The sequence below is a fragment of the Acinetobacter sp. C32I genome, assembly GCF_023702715.1.
Lineage (GTDB): Bacteria > Pseudomonadota > Gammaproteobacteria > Pseudomonadales > Moraxellaceae > Acinetobacter.
Map to the genome: position 1 here is coordinate 2,658,026 of NZ_CP098480.1, position 21,197 is coordinate 2,679,222.

19 protein-coding genes are annotated in these 21,197 nt (G+C 41.0%); 2 read left to right on the forward strand and 17 right to left on the reverse strand.

Annotated features, from left to right (window positions below):
- Window positions 1-61 precede the first annotated feature (61 nt).
- Window positions 62-943 carry an EamA family transporter gene (locus NDN13_RS12725; RefSeq protein ID WP_251115714.1) on the forward strand — a complete coding sequence of 294 codons (882 nt, stop codon included), beginning with the start codon at window positions 62-64 and terminating at the stop codon, window positions 941-943.
- A 53-nt stretch (window positions 944-996) separates the two neighbouring features.
- Window positions 997-1,854: an EamA family transporter gene (locus tag NDN13_RS12730; RefSeq protein ID WP_251115715.1), complete on the forward strand. Its 858-nt coding sequence runs from the start codon at window positions 997-999 to the stop codon at window positions 1,852-1,854.
- A 14-nt stretch (window positions 1,855-1,868) separates the two neighbouring features.
- On the opposite strand, the gene NDN13_RS12735 is transcribed toward NDN13_RS12730, so the two are convergent.
- From NDN13_RS12735 to NDN13_RS12815, 17 genes are all read right to left on the reverse strand, one after another.
- Complete coding sequence (locus tag NDN13_RS12735; protein ID WP_241338230.1) at window positions 1,869-2,636, reverse strand: sulfite exporter TauE/SafE family protein; 768 nt, start codon at window positions 2,634-2,636, stop codon at window positions 1,869-1,871.
- 11 nt (window positions 2,637-2,647) lie between these two features.
- Window positions 2,648-3,541: a tRNA pseudouridine(55) synthase TruB gene (truB, locus tag NDN13_RS12740; RefSeq protein WP_251115716.1), complete on the reverse strand. Its 894-nt coding sequence runs from the start codon at window positions 3,539-3,541 to the stop codon at window positions 2,648-2,650.
- Between the two features lie 138 nt (window positions 3,542-3,679).
- Window positions 3,680-4,051 (reverse strand): 50S ribosomal protein L19, encoded by a 372-nt coding sequence (gene rplS / locus NDN13_RS12745; protein ID WP_004657502.1) that lies wholly within the window; start codon window positions 4,049-4,051, stop codon window positions 3,680-3,682.
- Between the two features lie 193 nt (window positions 4,052-4,244).
- Window positions 4,245-4,985: a tRNA (guanosine(37)-N1)-methyltransferase TrmD gene (gene trmD / locus NDN13_RS12750; protein ID WP_159414174.1), complete on the reverse strand. Its 741-nt coding sequence runs from the start codon at window positions 4,983-4,985 to the stop codon at window positions 4,245-4,247.
- Between the two features lie 45 nt (window positions 4,986-5,030).
- Window positions 5,031-5,579: a ribosome maturation factor RimM gene (gene rimM / locus NDN13_RS12755; protein ID WP_005156501.1), complete on the reverse strand. Its 549-nt coding sequence runs from the start codon at window positions 5,577-5,579 to the stop codon at window positions 5,031-5,033.
- 16 nt (window positions 5,580-5,595) lie between these two features.
- Window positions 5,596-5,853 (reverse strand): 30S ribosomal protein S16, encoded by a 258-nt coding sequence (gene rpsP, locus NDN13_RS12760; protein ID WP_004657497.1) that lies wholly within the window; start codon window positions 5,851-5,853, stop codon window positions 5,596-5,598.
- A 164-nt stretch (window positions 5,854-6,017) separates the two neighbouring features.
- A complete protein-coding gene (locus NDN13_RS12765) occupies window positions 6,018-6,452 on the reverse strand; it encodes a type IV pilin protein (RefSeq protein ID WP_251115717.1) in 435 nt (144 codons plus the stop codon).
- A gap of 130 nt (window positions 6,453-6,582) precedes the next feature.
- A complete protein-coding gene (locus tag NDN13_RS12770; protein ID WP_251115718.1) occupies window positions 6,583-11,100 on the reverse strand; it encodes a pilus assembly protein in 4,518 nt (1,505 codons plus the stop codon).
- A 12-nt stretch (window positions 11,101-11,112) separates the two neighbouring features.
- Window positions 11,113-11,865, reverse strand: a complete 753-nt coding sequence (locus NDN13_RS12775) for a pilus assembly PilX family protein (RefSeq protein WP_251115719.1) — start codon at window positions 11,863-11,865, stop codon at window positions 11,113-11,115.
- On the reverse strand, window positions 11,862-12,887 hold the full coding sequence (locus tag NDN13_RS12780) for a PilW family protein (RefSeq protein WP_251115720.1): 1,026 nt from the start codon (window positions 12,885-12,887) through the stop codon (window positions 11,862-11,864). The genes NDN13_RS12775 and NDN13_RS12780 overlap by 4 nt, the downstream gene beginning before the upstream one ends.
- 1 nt (window position 12,888) lies before the next feature.
- Window positions 12,889-13,377, reverse strand: a complete 489-nt coding sequence (pilV, locus tag NDN13_RS12785; protein ID WP_251115721.1) for a type IV pilus modification protein PilV — start codon at window positions 13,375-13,377, stop codon at window positions 12,889-12,891.
- A complete protein-coding gene (locus NDN13_RS12790; protein WP_251115722.1) occupies window positions 13,374-13,940 on the reverse strand; it encodes a GspH/FimT family pseudopilin in 567 nt (188 codons plus the stop codon). Before NDN13_RS12790 ends, pilV begins: the two co-directional genes overlap by 4 nt.
- Window positions 13,941-14,316: 376 nt before the next feature.
- Window positions 14,317-14,751, reverse strand: a complete 435-nt coding sequence (locus tag NDN13_RS12795) for a type IV pilin protein (protein ID WP_251115723.1) — start codon at window positions 14,749-14,751, stop codon at window positions 14,317-14,319.
- On the reverse strand, window positions 14,751-15,317 hold the full coding sequence (locus NDN13_RS12800) for a type IV pilin protein (protein WP_251115724.1): 567 nt from the start codon (window positions 15,315-15,317) through the stop codon (window positions 14,751-14,753). The genes NDN13_RS12795 and NDN13_RS12800 overlap by 1 nt, the downstream gene beginning before the upstream one ends.
- Before the next feature lies 1 nt (window position 15,318).
- Entirely contained in the window at window positions 15,319-19,434 is a 4,116-nt protein-coding gene (locus NDN13_RS12805) for a hypothetical protein (RefSeq protein WP_251115725.1), read from the reverse strand.
- An 11-nt stretch (window positions 19,435-19,445) separates the two neighbouring features.
- Window positions 19,446-20,201, reverse strand: coding sequence for a pilus assembly PilX family protein (locus NDN13_RS12810; RefSeq protein ID WP_251115726.1), 756 nt, complete (start codon window positions 20,199-20,201; stop codon window positions 19,446-19,448).
- An 11-nt stretch (window positions 20,202-20,212) separates the two neighbouring features.
- Entirely contained in the window at window positions 20,213-21,196 is a 984-nt protein-coding gene (locus NDN13_RS12815; RefSeq protein WP_251115727.1) for a PilW family protein, read from the reverse strand.
- Between the last annotated feature and the right edge of the window lies 1 nt (window position 21,197).

The window sequence follows — 21,197 nt, forward strand, 5'->3', positions numbered from 1 at the left end:
TGGCTTTTTTATGGGCGTTTGACTTATTATGTGAATATTATACCAACTGTTAAATAATAAAATGTCTACCCCAATGCTGAAAACACCACTACATGCTTTATTGCTGTTGATGATTGCCATGTTGTGTGTGCAAGGCAGTGGTTCTTTGGCCAAAATTCTGTTTCAAAGCTTTCCTGTATTAACCGTTTCCGCTATGCGCCTATTTTTTGGTGCGATCATATTGGCGGTGATTTTTAAAATCTGGACCATCAATTTCAAAGTAGTGCGTTGGAAAGCCATTCTCACTTATGGGGTGGCACTTGCAGGTATGAATGCGCTGTTCTATTTATCATTAGAACGCTTACCGCTAGGCCTTGCCGTTGCCTTTGAATTTATTGGACCTTTAAGTGTCGCGCTATATCATGCTCGGCAGAAATATGACTTCATCTGGGTTGGCTGTGCCATTCTGGGCTTAATGTTGCTCTTTCCTTTGCAACAGGCACAACAAGGTCTCGATCTGCTTGGCGTATTCTTTGCCATCAGTGCAGGTGCGTGTTGGGCACTGTATATTATTGCGGGGCAAAAACCATCGGGCATCTCAGGCAACCATACAGTTTGCCTAGGCATGTCGATTGGTATGCTCTGCTTGCTGCCCTTTGCACTCTTTTCAGGCGCCATCGATCGGGTATTTGAACTGCCAAACTTATACTATTTTATTGGTCTTGCGATCTTAGCCAGTGCCTTACCCTTTACCCTAGAAATGATTGCATTGCGTAGTTTAACCCCGCTCAGCTTTGGTACCTTAATGAGCTTGGAACCCGCAGTGGCTGCACTCTCAGGCTTTATCTTCCTAGGTGAAGTGTTGCTTTGGAATCAATGGTTAGCATTGGGCACCATTATTATTGCCTCGATTGGCTGTACCTTTACCACGCAACAGGCTCGACAGCAAAAAGAGGCCAAATAAATGATCTTGCCTCAACATCAGAAAAACGCTCTCGCTTATCTTGGAGATCTTAGATGAAAAATCTCCAATTGGTTGCCGTGCTGTACATGGTATTGTCCATGCTGTCTTATCAGATCAGTGCATCCTTTGCCAAACAATTAATCGCCACGCTTGATCCACTCACCGTGACAATTTTAAGACTGTGTTTTGCGACCATTCTGGTGGCAATCATGTTCCGTTCATGGAAAATCATTTCCAAATTGAAGGAGCTAAAATGGCGAGATTTACTCTGTTATAGCGCAGCCTTGTGTTGTATGAATATTCTGTTCTATACCTCTTTGGGTAAGTTACCTCAAGGAATCGCAGTAGGTTTAGAGTTTATTGGCCCATTGGGTTTAGCCCTACTCTCGATTAAACAGCGCAGTGATTACATTTGGGTGGCATTTGCGATTTTAGGCATTGCTTTAATGGTGCCTTGGCACAGTGCCAATGCGCAGCATTTTTCCTATATCGGTGCAGCCTGTGCGCTGGGTGCAGGATTCTTTTGGGCCTTATATATTTATTATGGGCATCGCGTGGTACAGCAAAATATTGGCATGCATGCGCTAACGATTGCTATTGGTCTATCCGCTCTGACCTTACTGCCTTTTGGTCTATGGAATAACGCGCCAGTGCTACTAGATACTCAATATTGGGGCAAAGCACTGGTGATTGCCCTAATGGCAACTGCGATTCCTTATGCTCTGGATTTAATGGCACTCAAACGGCTAACTAAGCTCAGTTATGGGACGCTTTCCAGCCTTGCGCCTGCATTGGCAGCCTTAGCAGGTCTGGTACTGCTACATGAGCGAATTAGCTTAATTCAGTGGGTGGCTTTGGCTTGTATTATGGTGGCTTCGATTGGTGTTACCTTACGCGGTGGAAAAGCTTAGTTAGATCTAAGCCGCTATCCTGTAATAATTTGATAGCCCAAACGACAGATCAAAATACTCACCAGTATCAAGAATAAAATACGGATAAATCCACTGCCGTATTTTAGAGCCAAACGTACACCCAATAACGAGCCGGCAATATTGGCAACCGCCATCATCATTCCCAAGGCAAACAACACATGTCCTGTCGGAATAAAGAAACTGAGTGCAGCTAGATTGGTCATGAAGTTGCCGATTTTAGATAATGCCGAAGCATGTAAGAAATCGACCTGTAAAAAGCGAATAAAAAAGAAAATAAAGAAACTGCCCGTCCCCGGGCCAAAAATACCGTCATAGAAACCAATCGCTAGACTACCCATCGCAGCCAGCACCAGTAACTTTGGCGTGATTTTTTGATCGACGTGCACTTGCCCGAATTGCTTTTTCATAAAGGTGTAAATCGCAATTACGATCAGCATGATCAAGACAATCGGTCTTAAGATGTGCGTCGGCACCAATGATACGCAGGCCGCGCCAATGAATGAACTAATAAAGGCAAATAATGCAATCACACCGAGTAGTGACCATTGCAATTTGACCCGACGCACAAATGAAAATGCGGCCGACCCTGTGCCACAAATCGAGGCCAGTTTATTGGTGCCAAACAAGGTGGCAGGTGCGGTTTGTGGTAAAGCTCCCATCAAGGCAGGAATCTGAATCAAACCGCCGCCACCGACGGCAGCATCAATGGTTCCTGCACAAAAAGCAAAGAACACTAAAGTTAGAATCAGTTCCCATTCCATTGACGATACTCTTATAAATTTAACAAGCGTTTTGGTACTAGACGTTTTTTATCGGTGATTTCAGCTAAACCTAGGCAACGTTCACCATCAAAAACCAACACTTCAGCTGCAGCTTCATGATCAATATTGCTTTCCTGACCGTTACCAAAATACTTTTCACGGCCTTCAGGCAATTGCACCCGAGGAAAATGCTCAACAGGTGCATAAACTGGCAGCAATAAGGCATCGCGTTGTTCTTGGGTAAGGCTTTCGAGATATTCAATGGTATAACTTGGATTAATCTCAAAATGGCCTGTTTGGGTACGATGCAATTGGGTTAAATGCCCACCACAGCCCAAAGCCTCACCAATATCTTCGCCTAATACACGGATATAAGTGCCTTTTGAACAAGTCACATCCAGCGTTAAGCTATCTTCAGTAAAACTAATCAGTGTTAATTCATAGATGGTGACTGGGCGGGCTTCACGCTCAATCTCAATGCCTTGACGTGCCAACTCATAGAGTGGACGACCCTCGCGTTTTAACGCTGAATACATCGGCGGTACTTGCTGAATATCACCACGGAATTGCTCAAGTATTTGTTCAATTCGTTCTTCGGTCAATGCCGGCACTTCTCTCTGCTGGAGGATTTCGCCTTCAACATCACCGGTCGCTGTAGTTTGGCCCAATTTCACCGTAGTTTGATAACGTTTGGTTGAGTCCAGTAAGTAATGTGAAAACTTGGTCGCTTCGCCTAAACAGATCGGCAATAAACCTGTCGCTAATGGATCGAGCGCACCTGTATGCCCTGCTTTTTGTGCATTGAACAGACGGCGCACTTTTTGTAATGCAGAATTAGAACTTAAACCTAAAGGTTTATTTAATAGGAAAACACCGCTCAAATGACGATAAGAACTTTTTTTCATAAAAGAAAAATCAAAGCATAAAGACCTATTTTAGCAAAACTCGGTCTAGGATTTAAAAAAAGGATTGGCTTTTAGCCACAAACAGACATAAAAAAATGCGCCAAAGGCGCATTTTCTTGCTTTAAAACAAAGTTAAAATTAACCTTGTTTACGAGCTGGTAACTTTTCACGAATACGTGCAGCTTTACCAGACAACTCGCGTAGGTAGTAAAGTTTAGCACGACGAACGTCACCACGACGTTTCACTTCGATTTTAGCAACGATTGGAGAGTGAGTTTGGAAAACACGCTCAACACCAACACCGCTAGAGATTTTACGAACTGTGAAAGCAGAGTTTAAACCACGGTTTTTCTTCGCGATTACAACACCTTCAAATGCTTGAAGACGCTCACGGTCACCCTCTTTTACTTTAACTTGAACGATAACTGTATCGCCCGGTGCAAAAGCAGGGATGTCTGATTTTAACTGTGCATTTTCAACAGCTTGAACTAAAGGATGTTTACCACTCATTGTGGAATCTCCAATATGTGCGGGAGAGAAGAGGTCTCTGACACCGCTGGGAATAGAGGCTAAAGCGCATATCTCCCGTTTAACTTTCCCCTTAAGACCAACGTCTTAAAGAGCCTATTTTTAACTTAAACTAAGTTTAAGTAGAACTCGAAGCAAAGCTTCTCGTTGGGTACAAAGACAAACTGATATCAGTTTAACCTTTGGAATTTTTTAACCATTTAATTTGCTGCTTGGTCAACTCAACTTTTTCTACCAATTCTGGTCGACGATCTAAAGTTCGTTGATAACGCTGCAAAAAGCGCCATTTCTCAATATTGGCATGATGCCCTGATTTAAGTACCTCAGGCACATCCAGCCCTTCAAAATGATCTGGCTTGGTATATTGTGGACAATCCAATAGACCATCCACAAAAGAATCTTGTATCGCAGATTGCTCGTCAGACATGACATTAGGCAATCGACGAATAATACTGTCAAGCAACACCATCGCTGGTAGTTCACCACCCGATAAAACGTAATCCCCAATTGACCACTCTTGATCAACATAATGCTGAATTAAACGCTCATCGACCCCTTCATAACGCCCACACAATACAATCAAACCATCATAATCAACGAATTGTTGTACTGCCTGTTCATTTAAGGTTTTGCCTTGCGGTGACATATACACCACTGGCGCATGAACACAGCCTGCTTGTGTTGCAAGTTGTTTGGCATGGTTAATTGCTTGTGCCAACGGCTCAGCCATCATCACCATACCTGGACCACCACCGAAAGGACGTTCATCCACTCGTTTGTAGTTGCCCTCAGCAAAATCTCGTGGGTTAATGCAAGTCACTTGCACGATGTCACGCTTTGCTGCACGTCCGCTAATCCCGTACGCTGTAATCGCTTCAAACATTTCAGGAAACAATGTGATGACTGCAAAAAACACCGCAGACTCCTCTATTTTCCTGCTGCGCTACACTCCCCGAAAGGATTAGTAGTCTACGCCCCAATTGACGTAAATACGACCAGCTTCAAGATCAACACGTTGTACCACATCTTTATGCCAAGGAATCATTCGCTCTTCAGCATCAATACTGTCAGGGGTCGCTTTGACAACCATGACATCATTGGCACCTGTTTCAAACAGTTCGTAGATTTGACCGAGATTGACTTCTTGCTCTTCATCATCAAGACCTAACACCGTTAAGCCTTTAAGATCAGACCAGTAGTACTCGTCTACATCTGCTTTTGGAAGCTGAGATTTGGCAATCCAGATATTCGCACCAACTAAGTTTTCTGCACCCGTGCGATCATTTACGCCTTTTAATGCAACAACCAAGCCTTTGCCATGTGGTTTCCAACGTTTTACATCTATAGTTTGCCAACCTGCCTTGGTTTCAATGTACCAAGGAAGGTAGTCAAACATATTGCTCATCGGTTCAGTATTTGAATAAACCCAGAGCCACCCATTCAATCCATAAGCTGAACGTAACTGTCCAATCTGAATTCGATCTTCTGGCACATTCTGTGTCGATGTCATGGGCTACCTACTACACTTATGCAGTAGTTGCAGCTTTCTTAGCTTGAGCAGCTAAAGAAGCAACGCGATCTGAAGGTTGAGCGCCTTGAGCAACCCAGTGAGCAAAACGGTCAGCATCTAAACGAATTTTTTCAGCTTTACCTTGTGCAGTTGGGTTAAAGAAACCAATACGCTCGATGAAACGACCATCACGTGCATTGCGGCTATCAGTTACAATGATTTGATAGAATGGACGTTTTTTTGCACCACCGCGCGCTAAACGAATAACAACCATGAGAACAACCTTATAATTTTTACGGATTATCCCTGCTACCGACCACCGGAAACACTTCAAACCCCTTTCATAGAGGGCAATATTCTACGTTATATTTGCCTTGAAAGAAAGATTAAATTTTAGGTTATCCACAGCTTTGAATTTAATTTATAAAATCTGCTGAGTTACCAGTCTTCTGTCTCATTACCACAACTTGATGCCGTAATATTAGCTGCTGTTTTGGTCTTACATTTAAAACCCGCACTGGTCATCAGTAAGGAATAATTCCTTGGACTTTGACTGACGCCTTTTAAAGACCATGTCTGAGCATTCACAGTTAATGTGAGCGTAAACTTCTGATTGCCACTGATCGCATTTAAAGGAAGTAATAAGCTGCTATTGGTTGCACTCGGAACAGTGTAGTAAGCACCTTGATTACTCGCAGTACCTTTCAGCACAAAACCATCATAACTAAAGTTACGTGCCCGATGTTTTTCCAATAGCTCGGCAACTTTGAGCATTTCTTGCTGTGCTGTAGATAAATCTGCACGGCGGATATAGGTGTCATAGCTCGGAATCGCGATCGCAGCAATAATTGCCACGATTGCAACCGTAATCATTAGTTCAATCAAAGTAAAGCCTGAATTGCAACAATGATTTCCCTGCTCAGTAGGCCCGCGACTCCACCTAAGGAGGCGAGCGTGCAAAGCCCCGCCCTCATCTGAATAAATACACGGATATAGCTTCTTTTTATTCATTGCGTTCATACCAAGTCAGTGGCACCAATTGGCGACGCATGGTATTTACAGGAAGCTTGCTATTGCCAATTTTATCTTTTGCATTTGGATTCAGTAATTGACGAGTCAAACCATTTTTATCACTTAATCCAATTCCTGCACCGACCATCGAATCAACAATGCCATGCCCTGCACCAAAGCTCATAGTCACGTCTTTGACATCTTGCTCACAAACCCCAAAAGGTAAGCAAAAACGTTGCACTGTCGTGGCACCATTGGCCTGAATTTTACAACCATCTCCTGCCACAGTATTTGGGTTGTAGATACTGGCATAAAGGCTCTTATTCATCACCACCATCTCGTTTAGCACTTTGCTGCCTGTTTGATTGGTAAGATTCACTTCATTGCCTTGTGCATCCAACTCTTTACCCACAACTGTATTGGCAAGTGCATACCAACCATTTGGAATCATCGCTTTAACTTGTACTAGATTTTTCCCTTTTAAATCACTGGCAGTGAGCATCGCTTTCAAATCTGTGATGAGCAGTTTAGGCGTACTGTTATTGCCATTACCCGTAGTAGTAAAGTTACGACTCACGACATCTTGATCGAAAAGGTTATAAATCGTGCTGCTCGATGCCTTGTCACTATAGGGCAAACTACGATTCCCTGAAGCAATACTGACCACTGCAAGGGGTTGTTCATAACCATAAACACTAAAGTTTGGTGCTTCATAGAAACGGCTACTACTGTCTTTAAACAGCATGCTATAACGACCACAACCACCACCTTTTGTACCAAAGTCCTTACTTAAGTCAACTCTCCAGACTTGCCCTCCCAAATCGCCAAAGTAAAGATGATCGCTAATGCCATCACCATCACGATCTACGGCATTGATCCGACTTACTACACTATATAGATCTTTCATTTTTAAACCGTGATTGGCATCACCTTGACCACAAGAGGTACTTGGATTGTCCCCACCGGCATACCAAATCAAGTCCCCATTATCGGCATCAAACATATAAACCATTCGGCCTTTGGTCGCATTGGTAATACTTGGTGTTACTTTTTCATATTCCATATCATAACCACCACCCACCAGCATCACACGTTTTACGGTACCGTTAAACATGACTGTAGTAATGGTTGGTTTAGACCAACTCTGCCCCATTAATGCCAATGCAGTATTGGTCGTGGTTTTATAACTACCATCTGCTTGCAAACTAATAATACGGTTATTATCAGGATCGATATGAAACTTCAGTTTTGGCTGAGTGATATCGCTTAAATCCAGGGCATAATAACTACGTCCCCCCATACGTAAACCGCCATAAGCAACTTGTTTACCTTTTGCGAGAACTTTTCCGTCTTTTTTAATTTCACCAACAGTTGCAACCACTTCACTACTGGTACTACCGCTACTTACAGCTTTCATGCCATAGACATATTCACTATACAGCGTCCACGCACCATCAACTCCATAGGCCATATTGGCTTTTATGCCCGATGGTTTTTCCAAAAATGCTTTACTTTGTTGTGTGTTTTCCAGCATTTCATTCGGAACAAAGGCAAAGCTTTCCTCACCCGTTTTAGCATCAACCACATGTAATAAACCTTGTGCTGTCCCAAACAACATATAGTCTTTGCGTTCTTTCACACTATTGTCCGCATTAAAAACGGCTTCCTGTGTCAATTTAATCGGGGTTGAGTGCAGATTCATTCCCACCTGCCAGTTGGTACGATTTGCCTCAGTCAAATCAGCTGTTGTTGCGGCATTACCCACGTTGTAGCCCAATAAATTCATCAGTAAATAGCCTTTAGCATCCGTCTGAGCAGTTGTTCCAAAGCCACATTTCACATCTAGATATTTATTATCAATCGTTTTTAGACCACCCACTTCTGTAAATTGATAAGTTGTCGTATTTGTAATTTGTTGGCAATCACGGTTTATCAATACTTTACGCTCGGTAATAATCGGTTTGGTTGGATCCGAGTTATTCGTTTTATTCTTTAAATTTTTAAGTTTGGCGAGCACACCACCTTTATTCCAATCTTGCACATCATAAGTTGTTGAAGCAGCATCCCATGCATCTTTGAGTTTATTCACCGAATTATCGCTTTCTACATAATATTTTTTAAAGTTACCAATCCAACTAGCTTTCTCAGTCGGTTCAAACATACTTTTATAGACTTCATTACTCATGCGATATGGCGTGAGCGGGTCTTCAGGTAAAGTTTGTAAACCTATTGGGTCTCCGTCAGTGACACCTAAATCGTCATGAAAATCCTTGATACTTTGTGCAATATTCTGGCTATTCGCGGCGTTATACCATCCTCCACCACCAATGACTCCCCAACGCGCCATATTTTTAATATCTTCTGGATTGCGTGGTAATAAACGATCTAACAGACTGGTAATTCCTGTGGTTAAACCACTACCGATCAAACTATTCGGCAATAGACCATCAAGCAGTGCACCAGTCACCCCTAATAAATCTCGAACTGCTTTCGGTACAATGCCTGTTAACAGCTGATCTTGTGCCACATTGGTACTTGAGATTTGGGTTAAGCCTTTGGTATCCGTGCTATTTTCCTGTCCTGCAATATAACTTGGCAATTGTAAAAATGAGCGATCCAAACCAATCACGGCGGTTTTAATTGGATTAGTTTTTAATGCCCGAATATCCCGAGCATAGGCACCAATACACTGCCACGTTGCAAAATCAGTATTATCATTTGAGTTTTTATTATTTCCTAAAGTCGTGGCTTTTAGCTCTGTTGAATTACATCTAAATCCCCAATTATCATTCAAACGTCCATCTTTATATTGCACACTTAAAGCCTGACTATTATCCAAGGAACGCGCCATCAAGCGCTCCATCGCAACTTTAGTCGCATCAGACTGGCTGCCTTGAGGTTGTAATAAAGAGTCCGTCAAGGTCGGCGCAATTGTCGGCACCCCACCTGCGATCACCATTAAACCATTGGCATCACATTGCGGGGCTGTAGATGGGGGTTGATAAAAATTACCATTACTTTTAATCAGTGGATTGATACTGCTGTTATTTTTTTGACTATCTTTGAAACCGCTATATTTAGCATCTACATCAGCACGATACTCATAAAAAATTTCTTGCTTACCAACCTGCAAAATACCTAACAAGTTCAATAAGTTTCCATCGACTTTTTTGTAACCACTGGTATTTACACCCAACAAGCCTGCATATTTCCAATCGGCACAAGTCATGCCATCGGCTTTCCAAGCATTACATTCATAGTCAGTCCATATCAATGATATCCCGCCGAGCCCCAACAAGGCATTTCGTTTAGCATATTGTCTTGCGCCTGTTCCCTTAGTAGTGTTACCCAATAAGTAAGCACCTGTTTCAGCATAGGTACTCGCCATTGGATTATTACCACCAAGTCCCAACATGGTGAGCACATCATTTAAGGCGTTATTGGTATTTTCCAGATTTAATAATTCACTGACGGCATCAAGTGGATTACTTAATATTTTTCCTAGGGTGGCAACCACATCATTGAGCAAACCACTGACCAACTTCGGTACAATCAAAAGCAGGCTTTGTAAATTAAACTCACCTTTTGAGTCCATATTTGCACTAGCAATATAATCAATCATATGCTGGCGATGTGTCTGGGTTTTCCCATTATAAAGATAGATATCACTGAGTAACTTTGGTTCAAATACGATCGCACCAGCGCGATCATTCACGGTTTGGTTATAAGGTGAAATCGATAAGCCGACCATAGTACTATCAGGAATTTGATCGATATTTGGTAGACCTGCCTCCCCTTTTTTACCTTTCAGAACATCAGTGAGCGCCATACGGACACGTGAATTTTTATCATAGCAACGATAAATCCCCACCGTAGATGAATTGGTAATGGATTTAAGTAAGCTGATATCAATCAGTGGATCACAGGTTTCACGAATATACTGTTCAGCAGATAGGCCTGTTTTTACCCCCAATAAACCACTGAGCAAGTTATCCAATAGTCGGACTGTTGCATCCGTGGTCACCACAGTACAGGACTGGCGAGGAAATGGATACGTACTATTCGGCTGTTCCGTTTTAATCTCAGCGATTGAATCTAGCAACCCTTGACCTTGGCCATTACCAAGCAAACCTTTTAAAATGGCTTTATTGATCAGATCAGTCGCCTCTTTGGTCACATCTATTAAATCTGTCTGCCCAGCAACCTTAATCCCCAAATTTAGACCATTTTTACCGAGTACATCAGTCACACCTTGATCAATACACAAAGGATAATCTTTGACTAAGTCTAAAAGCCCTGCACCACCCATACTACGAGACTGATCAACCATTAACATTAAGCGTTTTTTATTACCTGCTGCGGGTTGGTAAATCTCAATATCACTAGCAGAAGCAACTGATGAAAGCACTAAGAAACTCGATACAATGCTACAACCCAACCATAAGGCCGTAGTTTTGCTGTTATGTTGATGCTCATATTTAGTCTGGTTTTTTATCTTATTATTATTCATGACATTTCTCCCTTATGAACTCGAAGGTTCAAAGTCAGACAAGAAACGATATTCTGCGACTTGTATGTTATATAACGGTTTTTCAGTATTTTGCTTTAAACAGGTTGCGACATCATTAGCTCCGTTATTGTCAATACTTTTGGTCAAGCAGCCTTTTTTAATATCATTATCGACTTTAAACAGAGCATCTGAGGTTAACAATCCTTGCATCACTGAGATGACATAGACGCGCAAACGGATATTGTTTTCAGTTTTGGCCCCTAACACCTCCGTTCCACGGGATAAGTCGGCAAAAGGAGCTGTTGGTGCTATTTCTCTTTTAATATAAACCTGTGTCACCACCTGCTTACGACCACTCGATTGAGAGGCAGTGTCATTACTTGCGTTACTGGTATCGATCCTACAGGCACCACTATTGGTTGCCATTGGTTCAAATGTTGTACTATTTAAACGATACCCGGCCTTACTCAAGGCAAATGGATCCGTACCTGAAAAACAAAAAACCAATTCTGCATTTTTGTTATTTTCATTTTTAAAGAATCCCACCACACCATTGGCAGAAGCCAAATTTTGTTGTGTATTTGGATCTTGAAAATACATCAGTGCCGCATCTGCATTTTGTGCCAATAGTGTCTGTATCTGGTGATTGCTCACCAATTTCAATGAGCTGATACTTTGACGAATTGCCAATGTGCCTACAATCGTAATCATCAAGACAATCATGAGCACAATAATCAATGTTGAACCACGTTGAGCATATTTCATGTACCCGCCCCCCCATTTGTACAGCTTGTGCTTTTGCTGCTATCACAACCTTCAGAAACCCAGCCCATCGCATTTCTTAATGAAATGGTCTGATCTACCACTTGCCTTAAGTAGTTATCCTGAGAAGTAGGTGTGAGATTCACTTTGGTTCCAAGGATTTGAAAGGGCTCTTTATTTCTTTGTTTAATGACTGACTGGTCGCCTGTCTTATCATCAGAACGGACCAAGACTCCGATTTGAATTGCATGCACATGAGGACGAACCGACTGTATGACACCATCTACATTCTTTTTGACAGCGGTCAATGCCATATAGTTTTTAACATCGGTATAAGCCAAGGTACTATTGGCACTATTGAGGTCACCGTCCATATAACCTAAACGGATTTGAAAAAGATCAACATTTGGCAAAATCACCTGACTTGTGCCCCACGTTAATTTCAGACGATCTGTTGTAGTTTTTATGTCCAACGCAGCCTGTGTATATTGTGCCGCTTGACACCTTAAAGATTGACGTAAATCTGTTGAGGTCGAACCAACATAGTAGCGCTGTACCACAAAAGTTCCGCTTGCAACATCCTGACCTGAGCAATCAATCCCACCTTGAGGAGCCTGATAACGAATCAACAATTGATCATTGGTCAAACCGGTTACGTTGGCATTTCCAAAACTAGCAATCTGATTATTTGAGAAACAGTCCGTACAATTCAGATCAATTTTTTCACCCACGTTATTTGAGCTGAATAAAATTCCAGCATAACTTGTTTGATCATTAATCGCAGGTGTGGGTGAGCTAAGATTAGCTTTTCGAATATCATCTACAATGAAGTTTAGGCCCAGACTGGCATTGTCTTGGATATGTGCCATGGCTTTTTGCAATTTATAACTGGTGATTCCTGTAATAAACAATTGAATAGCTGCTGCAACAATCAGCAAACCTAATGCAAGTGAAATCATCAGTTCAATTAGGGTAAATCCTGACTGAGCTTTTGCATGTTTATGATATAAGAGGCTCGTTTCCATTTTAATATGCCTCCAAAAACAAACAGTGCGAACCCGAAACATAAGCACCATCCTTGATACATGCTGCTATGCCCTGGTCTCCAGCTAAGTTAGTTTCATCCCAAGCGACATAAATACATTGCCGATTATTGCCTGTTGGACATTGGTCTACTGATAGGTTCATGCCATTATTCTTTGCGTCCAATGCCGCATTCTGTAAATCCTGCAAGGCAATTTTTTCTGGTTTATCTGCCACATTTGTCACTTCCGCTTTAGGAACTTCAACTGCTTTCACCCTATACTTTCCAGCACGGGTTGCTTGAGGGTTAGCTCGCATCCGCTCTGCAAGATCACGTGCAATGGTGAGTGCCAAAACCTGTTTATTTGCTTCAAAACTAGAATCAATCGCTTTTAACTGCAAAGCAGCAAATCCCAATACACTAATTGCCAGCAAAACAAGAGCAACCATTATCTCCACAAGCCCGACACCTTTCTGTTTTTGAATATTCATGTGCAAGCTCCCTCTTTGATTGTTGTATCTCCGATTACCCCGACTCGAATACAGTAAGAAAGATTATTTCGTTCTAGAATAAAATCCTTTTGAGCAGCAAGGCTGCCATTTCTTCTAAAGCTGAGACTCGTTGCTGACGTATTTGCACTAGCCACGCCACTATCCAAACGTGCAATAAAAATTCGCTGAGTTTCATTCTTAGGAATAGCAATTGCAGTTGCACAATCATCATCTGATAGAGTCGCTAAACAGAGCCCTGTGGTTTGGCGTAGTAAAACTGCCTGACTTCTCGCCTCCGAAATTTTCATCACGAGTTCACGAGCAGAAGATTCTAGCTTTTGGCGACTATACATGGTTGCAAATGAAGGTGCCGCCATCACAGCGATAATCGCAACAATAGCGATCGTTACAATTAGTTCAACCAGAGTGAATCCTGAGGTAGGAAACAGTCGAGTATTACTCGACACTACCGTAAGACGAGAAGCTATGCTTCGAGTAGAAGAATCAATAAAGCTATGCTCTTTCTGAGCGCAAGACTGTAAGTCATCATGTGCTTGTTGCATACAGTCCTCCATATGCACAAATCTTTTTTGTTTAACGAGCATTTCAATTATTTTTAATAAACTTTGACTCTACACATTATTTTCGCTGCACCTTTTTAAGGTGTTTCTTGGTTAAGTAAGTAAAATCAAATATTTATATTAATGAAATGAACGCTATTTTCGTGATTGTTTTCATGTTTAATACCAATTTTCGTCTAAAATGTACCAAAATCCACCTTTAAGAGATAAAAGGTAGGTAAGGGCAGATAAATGATAAATAGCTCACATTTATTAATTATTGTTGTTAAAAATATTAAACAGATCACAAAATGAACCTAAATAAAAAAAGCAAACACTGAGGTTTGCTTCTTAAATTTATTAGCAAGTTCTAGAAGTATTAACGACCATCCCAATTTGAAGTAGCTGTAGGAGTACAACTAGAACCTTTGGTCCAACATTTTTGACCTAAAGAATTTAATACAATACTTCCATCGCCCATTTGCGCCGTATTAGTTTTAGGGGCGGCTGTTAATGTCCAAGTAGATGCTGTCGTCGTAAGTGTTAGATCATACAGTGGTGCACCAGATTTTGGCGTTACTGAACTCCCATACACCCCAAATGCCCCAGTCAATGCGGCACCAGTATAAGTACCTCTAGTCACTTTAAATTGGTTGAGTGTATGTGCGATCAACATCATTTCAGACTGTGCATCTGTTCGTTTGGTTCTTTTGACATATTGCTGATATGACGGATAAGCCACTGTAGCCAAAATCGCAATTATGGCTACAACAATCATTAACTCTACAAGTGTAAATCCGTATTTATATTTCACTACCAGTCCTCACTCCCTACGCCACACTCAACTTTAGCTGGCGGAGTACTTGTTCCAGGATTTATGTTGATATTTGCAGGGGTAAGCGTCTTACATTTCACCCCTGTACTTGTTAACAAATATGAGAAATTTTTTACGTCACTACTTGTGGCCGTGATCACCCAACTCTGTCCTAACGCCCCAACCGCTGTTAATAAAGGATTAGTATTCCCACCATCTTTAATTCTGATTGTATATTGAGGGCTGTTGCTTTCCAGCGGAAAAGAAAGGGTCTGTGTTGCTACGGCAAAACTATCCACTCTCGGAGATGGAGGAGCAGGATATAAATATCGAGCACTAAACCCACGATAAGTGAAGTTTTTTAGCTTATGCCGCTCAAGTTGCTCAGCAAGTTTATACACTTCTTGCTGAGCTTGAGCCGCAACAGCACGACGAGTGAAATACTGATAGCTAGGAATCGCAATTGCGATAATCACTGCAATAACCACCAAGGCTACCATCAATTCAATCAAGGTAAAACCTCGATTGAATTGATGGGGGTGTCTAGAAAGGCCTATATTTATCATTTTACTCAACCTTCGCGTAGCGCTCATACCATCGATTTGGAATAAAATGTAAATCACCACCCGCTGTGATGAATTTCTTATCCGCTTGGCAAGCCGTGCCTATGCAACCTTTACCAATGTCTGCTGGATCAGGTACGATAATTGATTTTTTATTTCCACCATCAACAGAACCTACATTAAGATTTACAATTCCTGCACCTAAATTATAAATATAGTTAGCATCTTGCCCACAAACACCTGTTGGTAAGCATAAACGCTGAGTAAAGCTATGCCCCTTCACACCTGCACCACAACTTGAAGACGTACCGTTATTCGAAGCATCGTACATAGTTACGTACAAACTTCCTTCCATGGCAATGAGTGGGGTTAAACCTTTAATAATTGAGGCATTAGCATTTTCACGATCAATTCCAGTCTCACTGAACTTTTTATCAAAACGATAATACCACCCCCCCCAGCCAGTAGATGAGTCAGCTACCGCACCTTTTACGAGAGTTGTATCTGTATCACTACGAGCAACATCACTGTTACTAATATATTTTAACAAGCTAGTCGATACTGTCGTCGCATCTGTAGCCGCTAAAGTTCTAGCTCCAGTATTGGTATTAGGGAAAAATGTTCCGTCTGGATGAATATCATAGTCATAAATTGCATAGACACCATCATACTGCAGATTCTCAGAATCTCGCTGTCCTGTTGCAAGTGGTGAATCGGTTGTTGCTAGAAGAGGTGAACTCTTATTCCCAGATACAAAAGTGGCAATAACCACATTAGCTCCTTCCTTACGAGCTGCGCTATGATGCGCCGTAAACACAGGCGGTAAATAAAAACGCGGACTTTTACCAATTTTTGCGGTTGTTGTTTGATGTAAATCCAAAATTTTAGTCGATTGAGTGATAAATTTTGTTGAACTTCGGGCAAAATCTACACGGAAAGCTTGTCCAGCTAGATCACCAAAATAAATATGATCAACCATGCCATCGTTATTGCGATCAACAGTTTTTATTTCACTAACGACGCTATACTTTAAATCATTGTTAACTAAATGCGGAATAGCCTCTGTCGTTGAACTGCCTGCATCTGAAGCTGGTGGAGTATTATCATCAGTTGAAGCATTTGAATCTGCATACCAAAGTAAGTCACCATTATTGGCATCAAACATATAGACGCCTGCACCTTTTTTGTTAGTCTGATCATAATTATAGTTTTCATAACCAGCATAACCTGTACGGATACCATTTGATTTCAAACCATCGCCATCATCACCGCCAGCATCGTATCCTCCCCCAACAAACATCACTAACTTACGCTTACCTTTCCAGTTCACATAATCTAATTTTGGCTTAGACCAACTCTGTGCCATGTTTTCAATTACAGGAAATGCCTTACCAGCTGGATTGGCTTTGGAATATACCTTACCTGTACTTGGATCAATATGAAATTTAAGTGTTGGATTATCAATATCAGTTACGTCTAGAGCATAATAGCTACGCCCCCCCATACGCATACCGCCATATACCCATTGCTTACCATTTAGATTTTCCTTATCTTCAGCTGTTCCGCCCACAACATTACGTACAGCCCCACTTACAGTCAGCGTTCCATCAGGTTTAGTCACATAAACAGTGTGCGCAGCCCATTCACCATCCATTCCATAGTAAAGAGCATTTTTACCACCAACTAGATTTCCGGCATTCTCTTTAAATGTCTCAGACTGCTTTTCAATCATTTCACTTGGAACAAAACTAAACTTCTCGATACCTGAAGAGGCATCTACAACACTGAGCAAACCTTGTGTTGTACCAAACATCACATAATCTTTACGACCAACTGTACTAATTTGGATCTTGTTTGTAGTTGCATTCCGAGTTGCAACCGCCTTACCTTCTTGAGTCAGAAGTACAGGCAATGAGTGATAAACGCTTCCCATTTGACGTAAGTTTGCTGTTGTATTGGTAAGATCTAGACCATTCGTCGCTGTGTCAGCACTAATGTTATAGCCTAACAATGCCATCAACCCCCTGACTTTTGGAGCTGCATCAGTTCTAGTTTTCGCATCCGTCGTATAGGTATAAAGAATCGGGTTTAAATCAAAATTACGACTGATCTGGCTATCAGCACTTTTGGTTCCATCAAATACATAATCAGTCAACACTCTACGACCAGTAGAAATAGTTGTACTACCATTACTTGTTGTCGTTTGAGTTCCTAGTATTTGCTGGCTTAACAATCCACCTTTTTTATAAATCGGAGTGTTATCAGGGTAGCTGATACCAGATTTTGCCCAAATATCGATTAGATCTTGTAAGACACTCTTTTTAACTACTGTATAATTCGCCCCACCATTTTCATTGGAATATACGCCATTATTAACAACATAGTATTTTTTAACATTTCCAAACCATAATTGTTGGGAGTCCTCAGTTCTAATTTTAGGCTCAAACTGAGGAAAATAAGCATGTGGTTGAATAATCTCAGGATTCAAAGTATCGATTGGGACCGTTGAGGAACCCGTACTCATACTCGGGATATCTTTATTAAGTTCTTGAATAAATTTATTAATACTATTTACAACATCCTGTGAGCTGCTTCCAGCAACCCATCCACCGCCTCCCAAATTACCCCAAGTCTTCGCATCTTCAACATCATCATTCCCAGTACCAGAGAAATCACTACCAAAGCCCACAACAACCGTTTTTACCTGTAATCCTACTGGATTTTTTGTTTGATCTAGTAAAGTTCTGGCATAGTTTCCAATACATGACCATCCATTCATTGACTGATTAAAATATCGACTGCGATTTCCCAAAGGGCTATTGGCACAGCTAAACATACTTCCCTTTGTTGATAAAGACTGTCTCATCAACTTATAAGCAGTCCCACTTAAACCATCGGTTCCAGTAGCTGTACCACCCTTAGGGTTCGGTTCACCATCAGTTAAAAAATAAATACCTTGCCCGCTACATTCTTTTTTTGCATTTGCAGTTGCACTTCCCCCTATTTGAGAGGTTATGGAGGCAGGCGCCGCATACAAATTTCCACTCTTCGCAGACTCTACAGATGCTGTAAAACCACTGTTGTCATCTACACCATCACTATCATCTAATGTACTATTATAGTAATAACACGTTGCATTATAATTCGTTCTATTATAACGAATAGTACAAGGTACATTTGAAGAACTCCCGGCAGGTATTGAATAACCTCTATCAATATAATCCCCCCAATTAGTACAAGTTTGTGTATTTGTATTCCAGCTTTGGCAAGCCCATCCACTAGAATTATTATATTTTGCATATACTGGAACATTTACCGTAACCTGAGGCAATTGAGTTGTAGAACCCATTAAATAGGCTGCAGCATCTGCGTAGGCATAAGCTGTAGGGGTACTACCTCCAGCTGTCAAATTGTTAATAGCGGTCAACAATGTATCACGATGTGTTTCATCACGATATTTGATCGGTTCTTCCCAAATAAAAATACAGTCACCATAATCACCATTTGTACAACCAACATTTGTGTTCTTTAAATAAGGGCTTGATGTACTGTAACCAGTTGGTGTTACTGTTGTTTCTCCTGACCACAAAAGACAGTTATAATTTTTAGAATCCCATTGTGTACAAGCATTAAAATACCGTTTTTTCTGTTTATTAACCAATCTATTATAGCTTTGCCAACGCGGCTTTACATACACTCCATCAGGTACTTGATTACCTGTTGTCGTTCCCAATGCTTTTGCTGGAATACGTATATACCCTTTAGAACCACTAAACGTAGACAAGCCAATTATGACCTTATCCTCTATTCGGGGAATACTTGCTGTACCTTGCAAAGCATCTTTCAATCCATTCTTTAGGGCCAAAAGCCTATTTTCATTATAATCGTTACTAGTCATACTCCCAGAAGTATCCAACATCAACATTAATGTTGTGGAACCTACACTATCTTCTGGGATCTTATAGATTTCCAAGTCTGCAGCGTAACTTGGGACACTTGTACAAATCAATGAAGTAATTGCAGCCGCAATTGTGCTAACTTTAAACTGATTAGCCCAACTATCCCCTTGCACCTGTGGTGCATCATCTTGGCAAACTTTTTCTACTTTTAGCATTTTCATATGAGTTCTCCTTATGAGGATGCACCTACAGTTTTGATGGTATATTCCATTTCTTGCGTGCTGTATGGAACATTCTTATTCGACAAACAATCCGTAACAGTAATATTCTTCTTAGCCTCATCCACAAAACTGGTGAAATCCGTTAAACAAGTATTAAGATCACTTGTCGTCGCCTCACTAAAGTTAGGTAAAATAGATGTTGCCGTGATAACAACCTTTTGAATTCCTGTACTTTTTGAACTTTCTTTATCGTCAGCTTCCATCATATGCTCCCAATCCCGATCATTTGAAGCTGCTCTCACTGTAACCTGCGTCATTACTGCATTTCGCCCACTCAAGAAATCAGTAATACGATTCTTTTGGCAGAAACCATTTTTCCCCATTTCTGTATTATTAATCGCACCACTATCATCCCAATATGCAACACTTGCTAAACGACTTCCTGCAAAATTATCTACAACAGCACCACGCACACAAAAGACTAACTCTTTACCTTTATTTTCAGGACGTAAGGTATAGTTCAACATGCCATCACCAATACGCATTTGAGTAAAAACCAATGCATCATCGGTTTTGTTCTCTAACGTATAAAATACAGAGTCACTTGTTTGTTTAAGTAAAGCCTGAGCTTGTGAATTCGTTGCAATTTTTAAGGAAGTTATACTTCCCCGTATAGCCCATGTACCCACTAACGTTAAAAGCACAAGCATAATTAAGACCACGATTAGGACTGAGCCAGTTTGATTTCTTTGTTTTATTTTTTTCATCTCACAGCTCCTTACTCGATACCAAAGCCATTACGGATCGCAATAGTTTGTGTAACCACATTGCGTAGATATAATTTATTTCGAGCATGTGTAATCAACTTTGCATTCACATTCAAAACTTGATAATTCTGATTTTCATCAAAAAATGGGTTATTTCCGACAGTATCCGTAGAACGAGACAGCAAACCAATTTGTAAAGAAACAATTTGTGGCTTCTTTCCAGCTAAAGCTCTGTAATCCTCTATATCCATATAGCTAAAACAGTCTAAACGCGTATCTGGAGCAATATTATTTGTAACAACCCCACTTGCATTCGTTTCTGTCACGGCATTACAAGTTGAATTTGCACCATCATAGGCGACACCTAAACGTACGCTAAAATGATCAACGCGAGGAATTAAAATTTCTCCATTCCCACTTAAGGCCAATGTCGTATTTGTTTTTGCCGACGCTGCCGTATAACGATCAGCTTTACAAGCTAAAGCGAGTGGCTGATTTGGATCATTCGCATTATTTGTATCTGCTCTTAAAAAATAACGCTCTACAACATAATCACTTATAGTCAAACCAGTACCCTCACAATCGAATTGATTCGGAGTATTAACCTTATACTGGATAACCAATTGATCACTTTTCTGGTCTTTTAAGTTTGATAAACCAATACCACCACGAGTCAATAGATTTGCATTAATCGAAAATCTAGAAAGATTTGCCGAAATATTATCGGGTCTAAGTACGATCCCTCCGTATAAAACGGTATCGTCAATAAAAGGTTGTGATGCATTAAGATTAGCCACACGTAAATGATTCACTACTTCCCCCAATCCAAACAGAGTTGAGTTTTGTAAGTTCATCATTCCTTGCTGCGTTGTCGCACTACGCTGACTTGTTAGAAATAATTGGATTGCAATTGCACTAATAAGTAGTCCCAATGCAAGTGAGATCATTAACTCAATTAAAGTAAAACCTTGTTGCTTAGTTATATGGTTATTCATT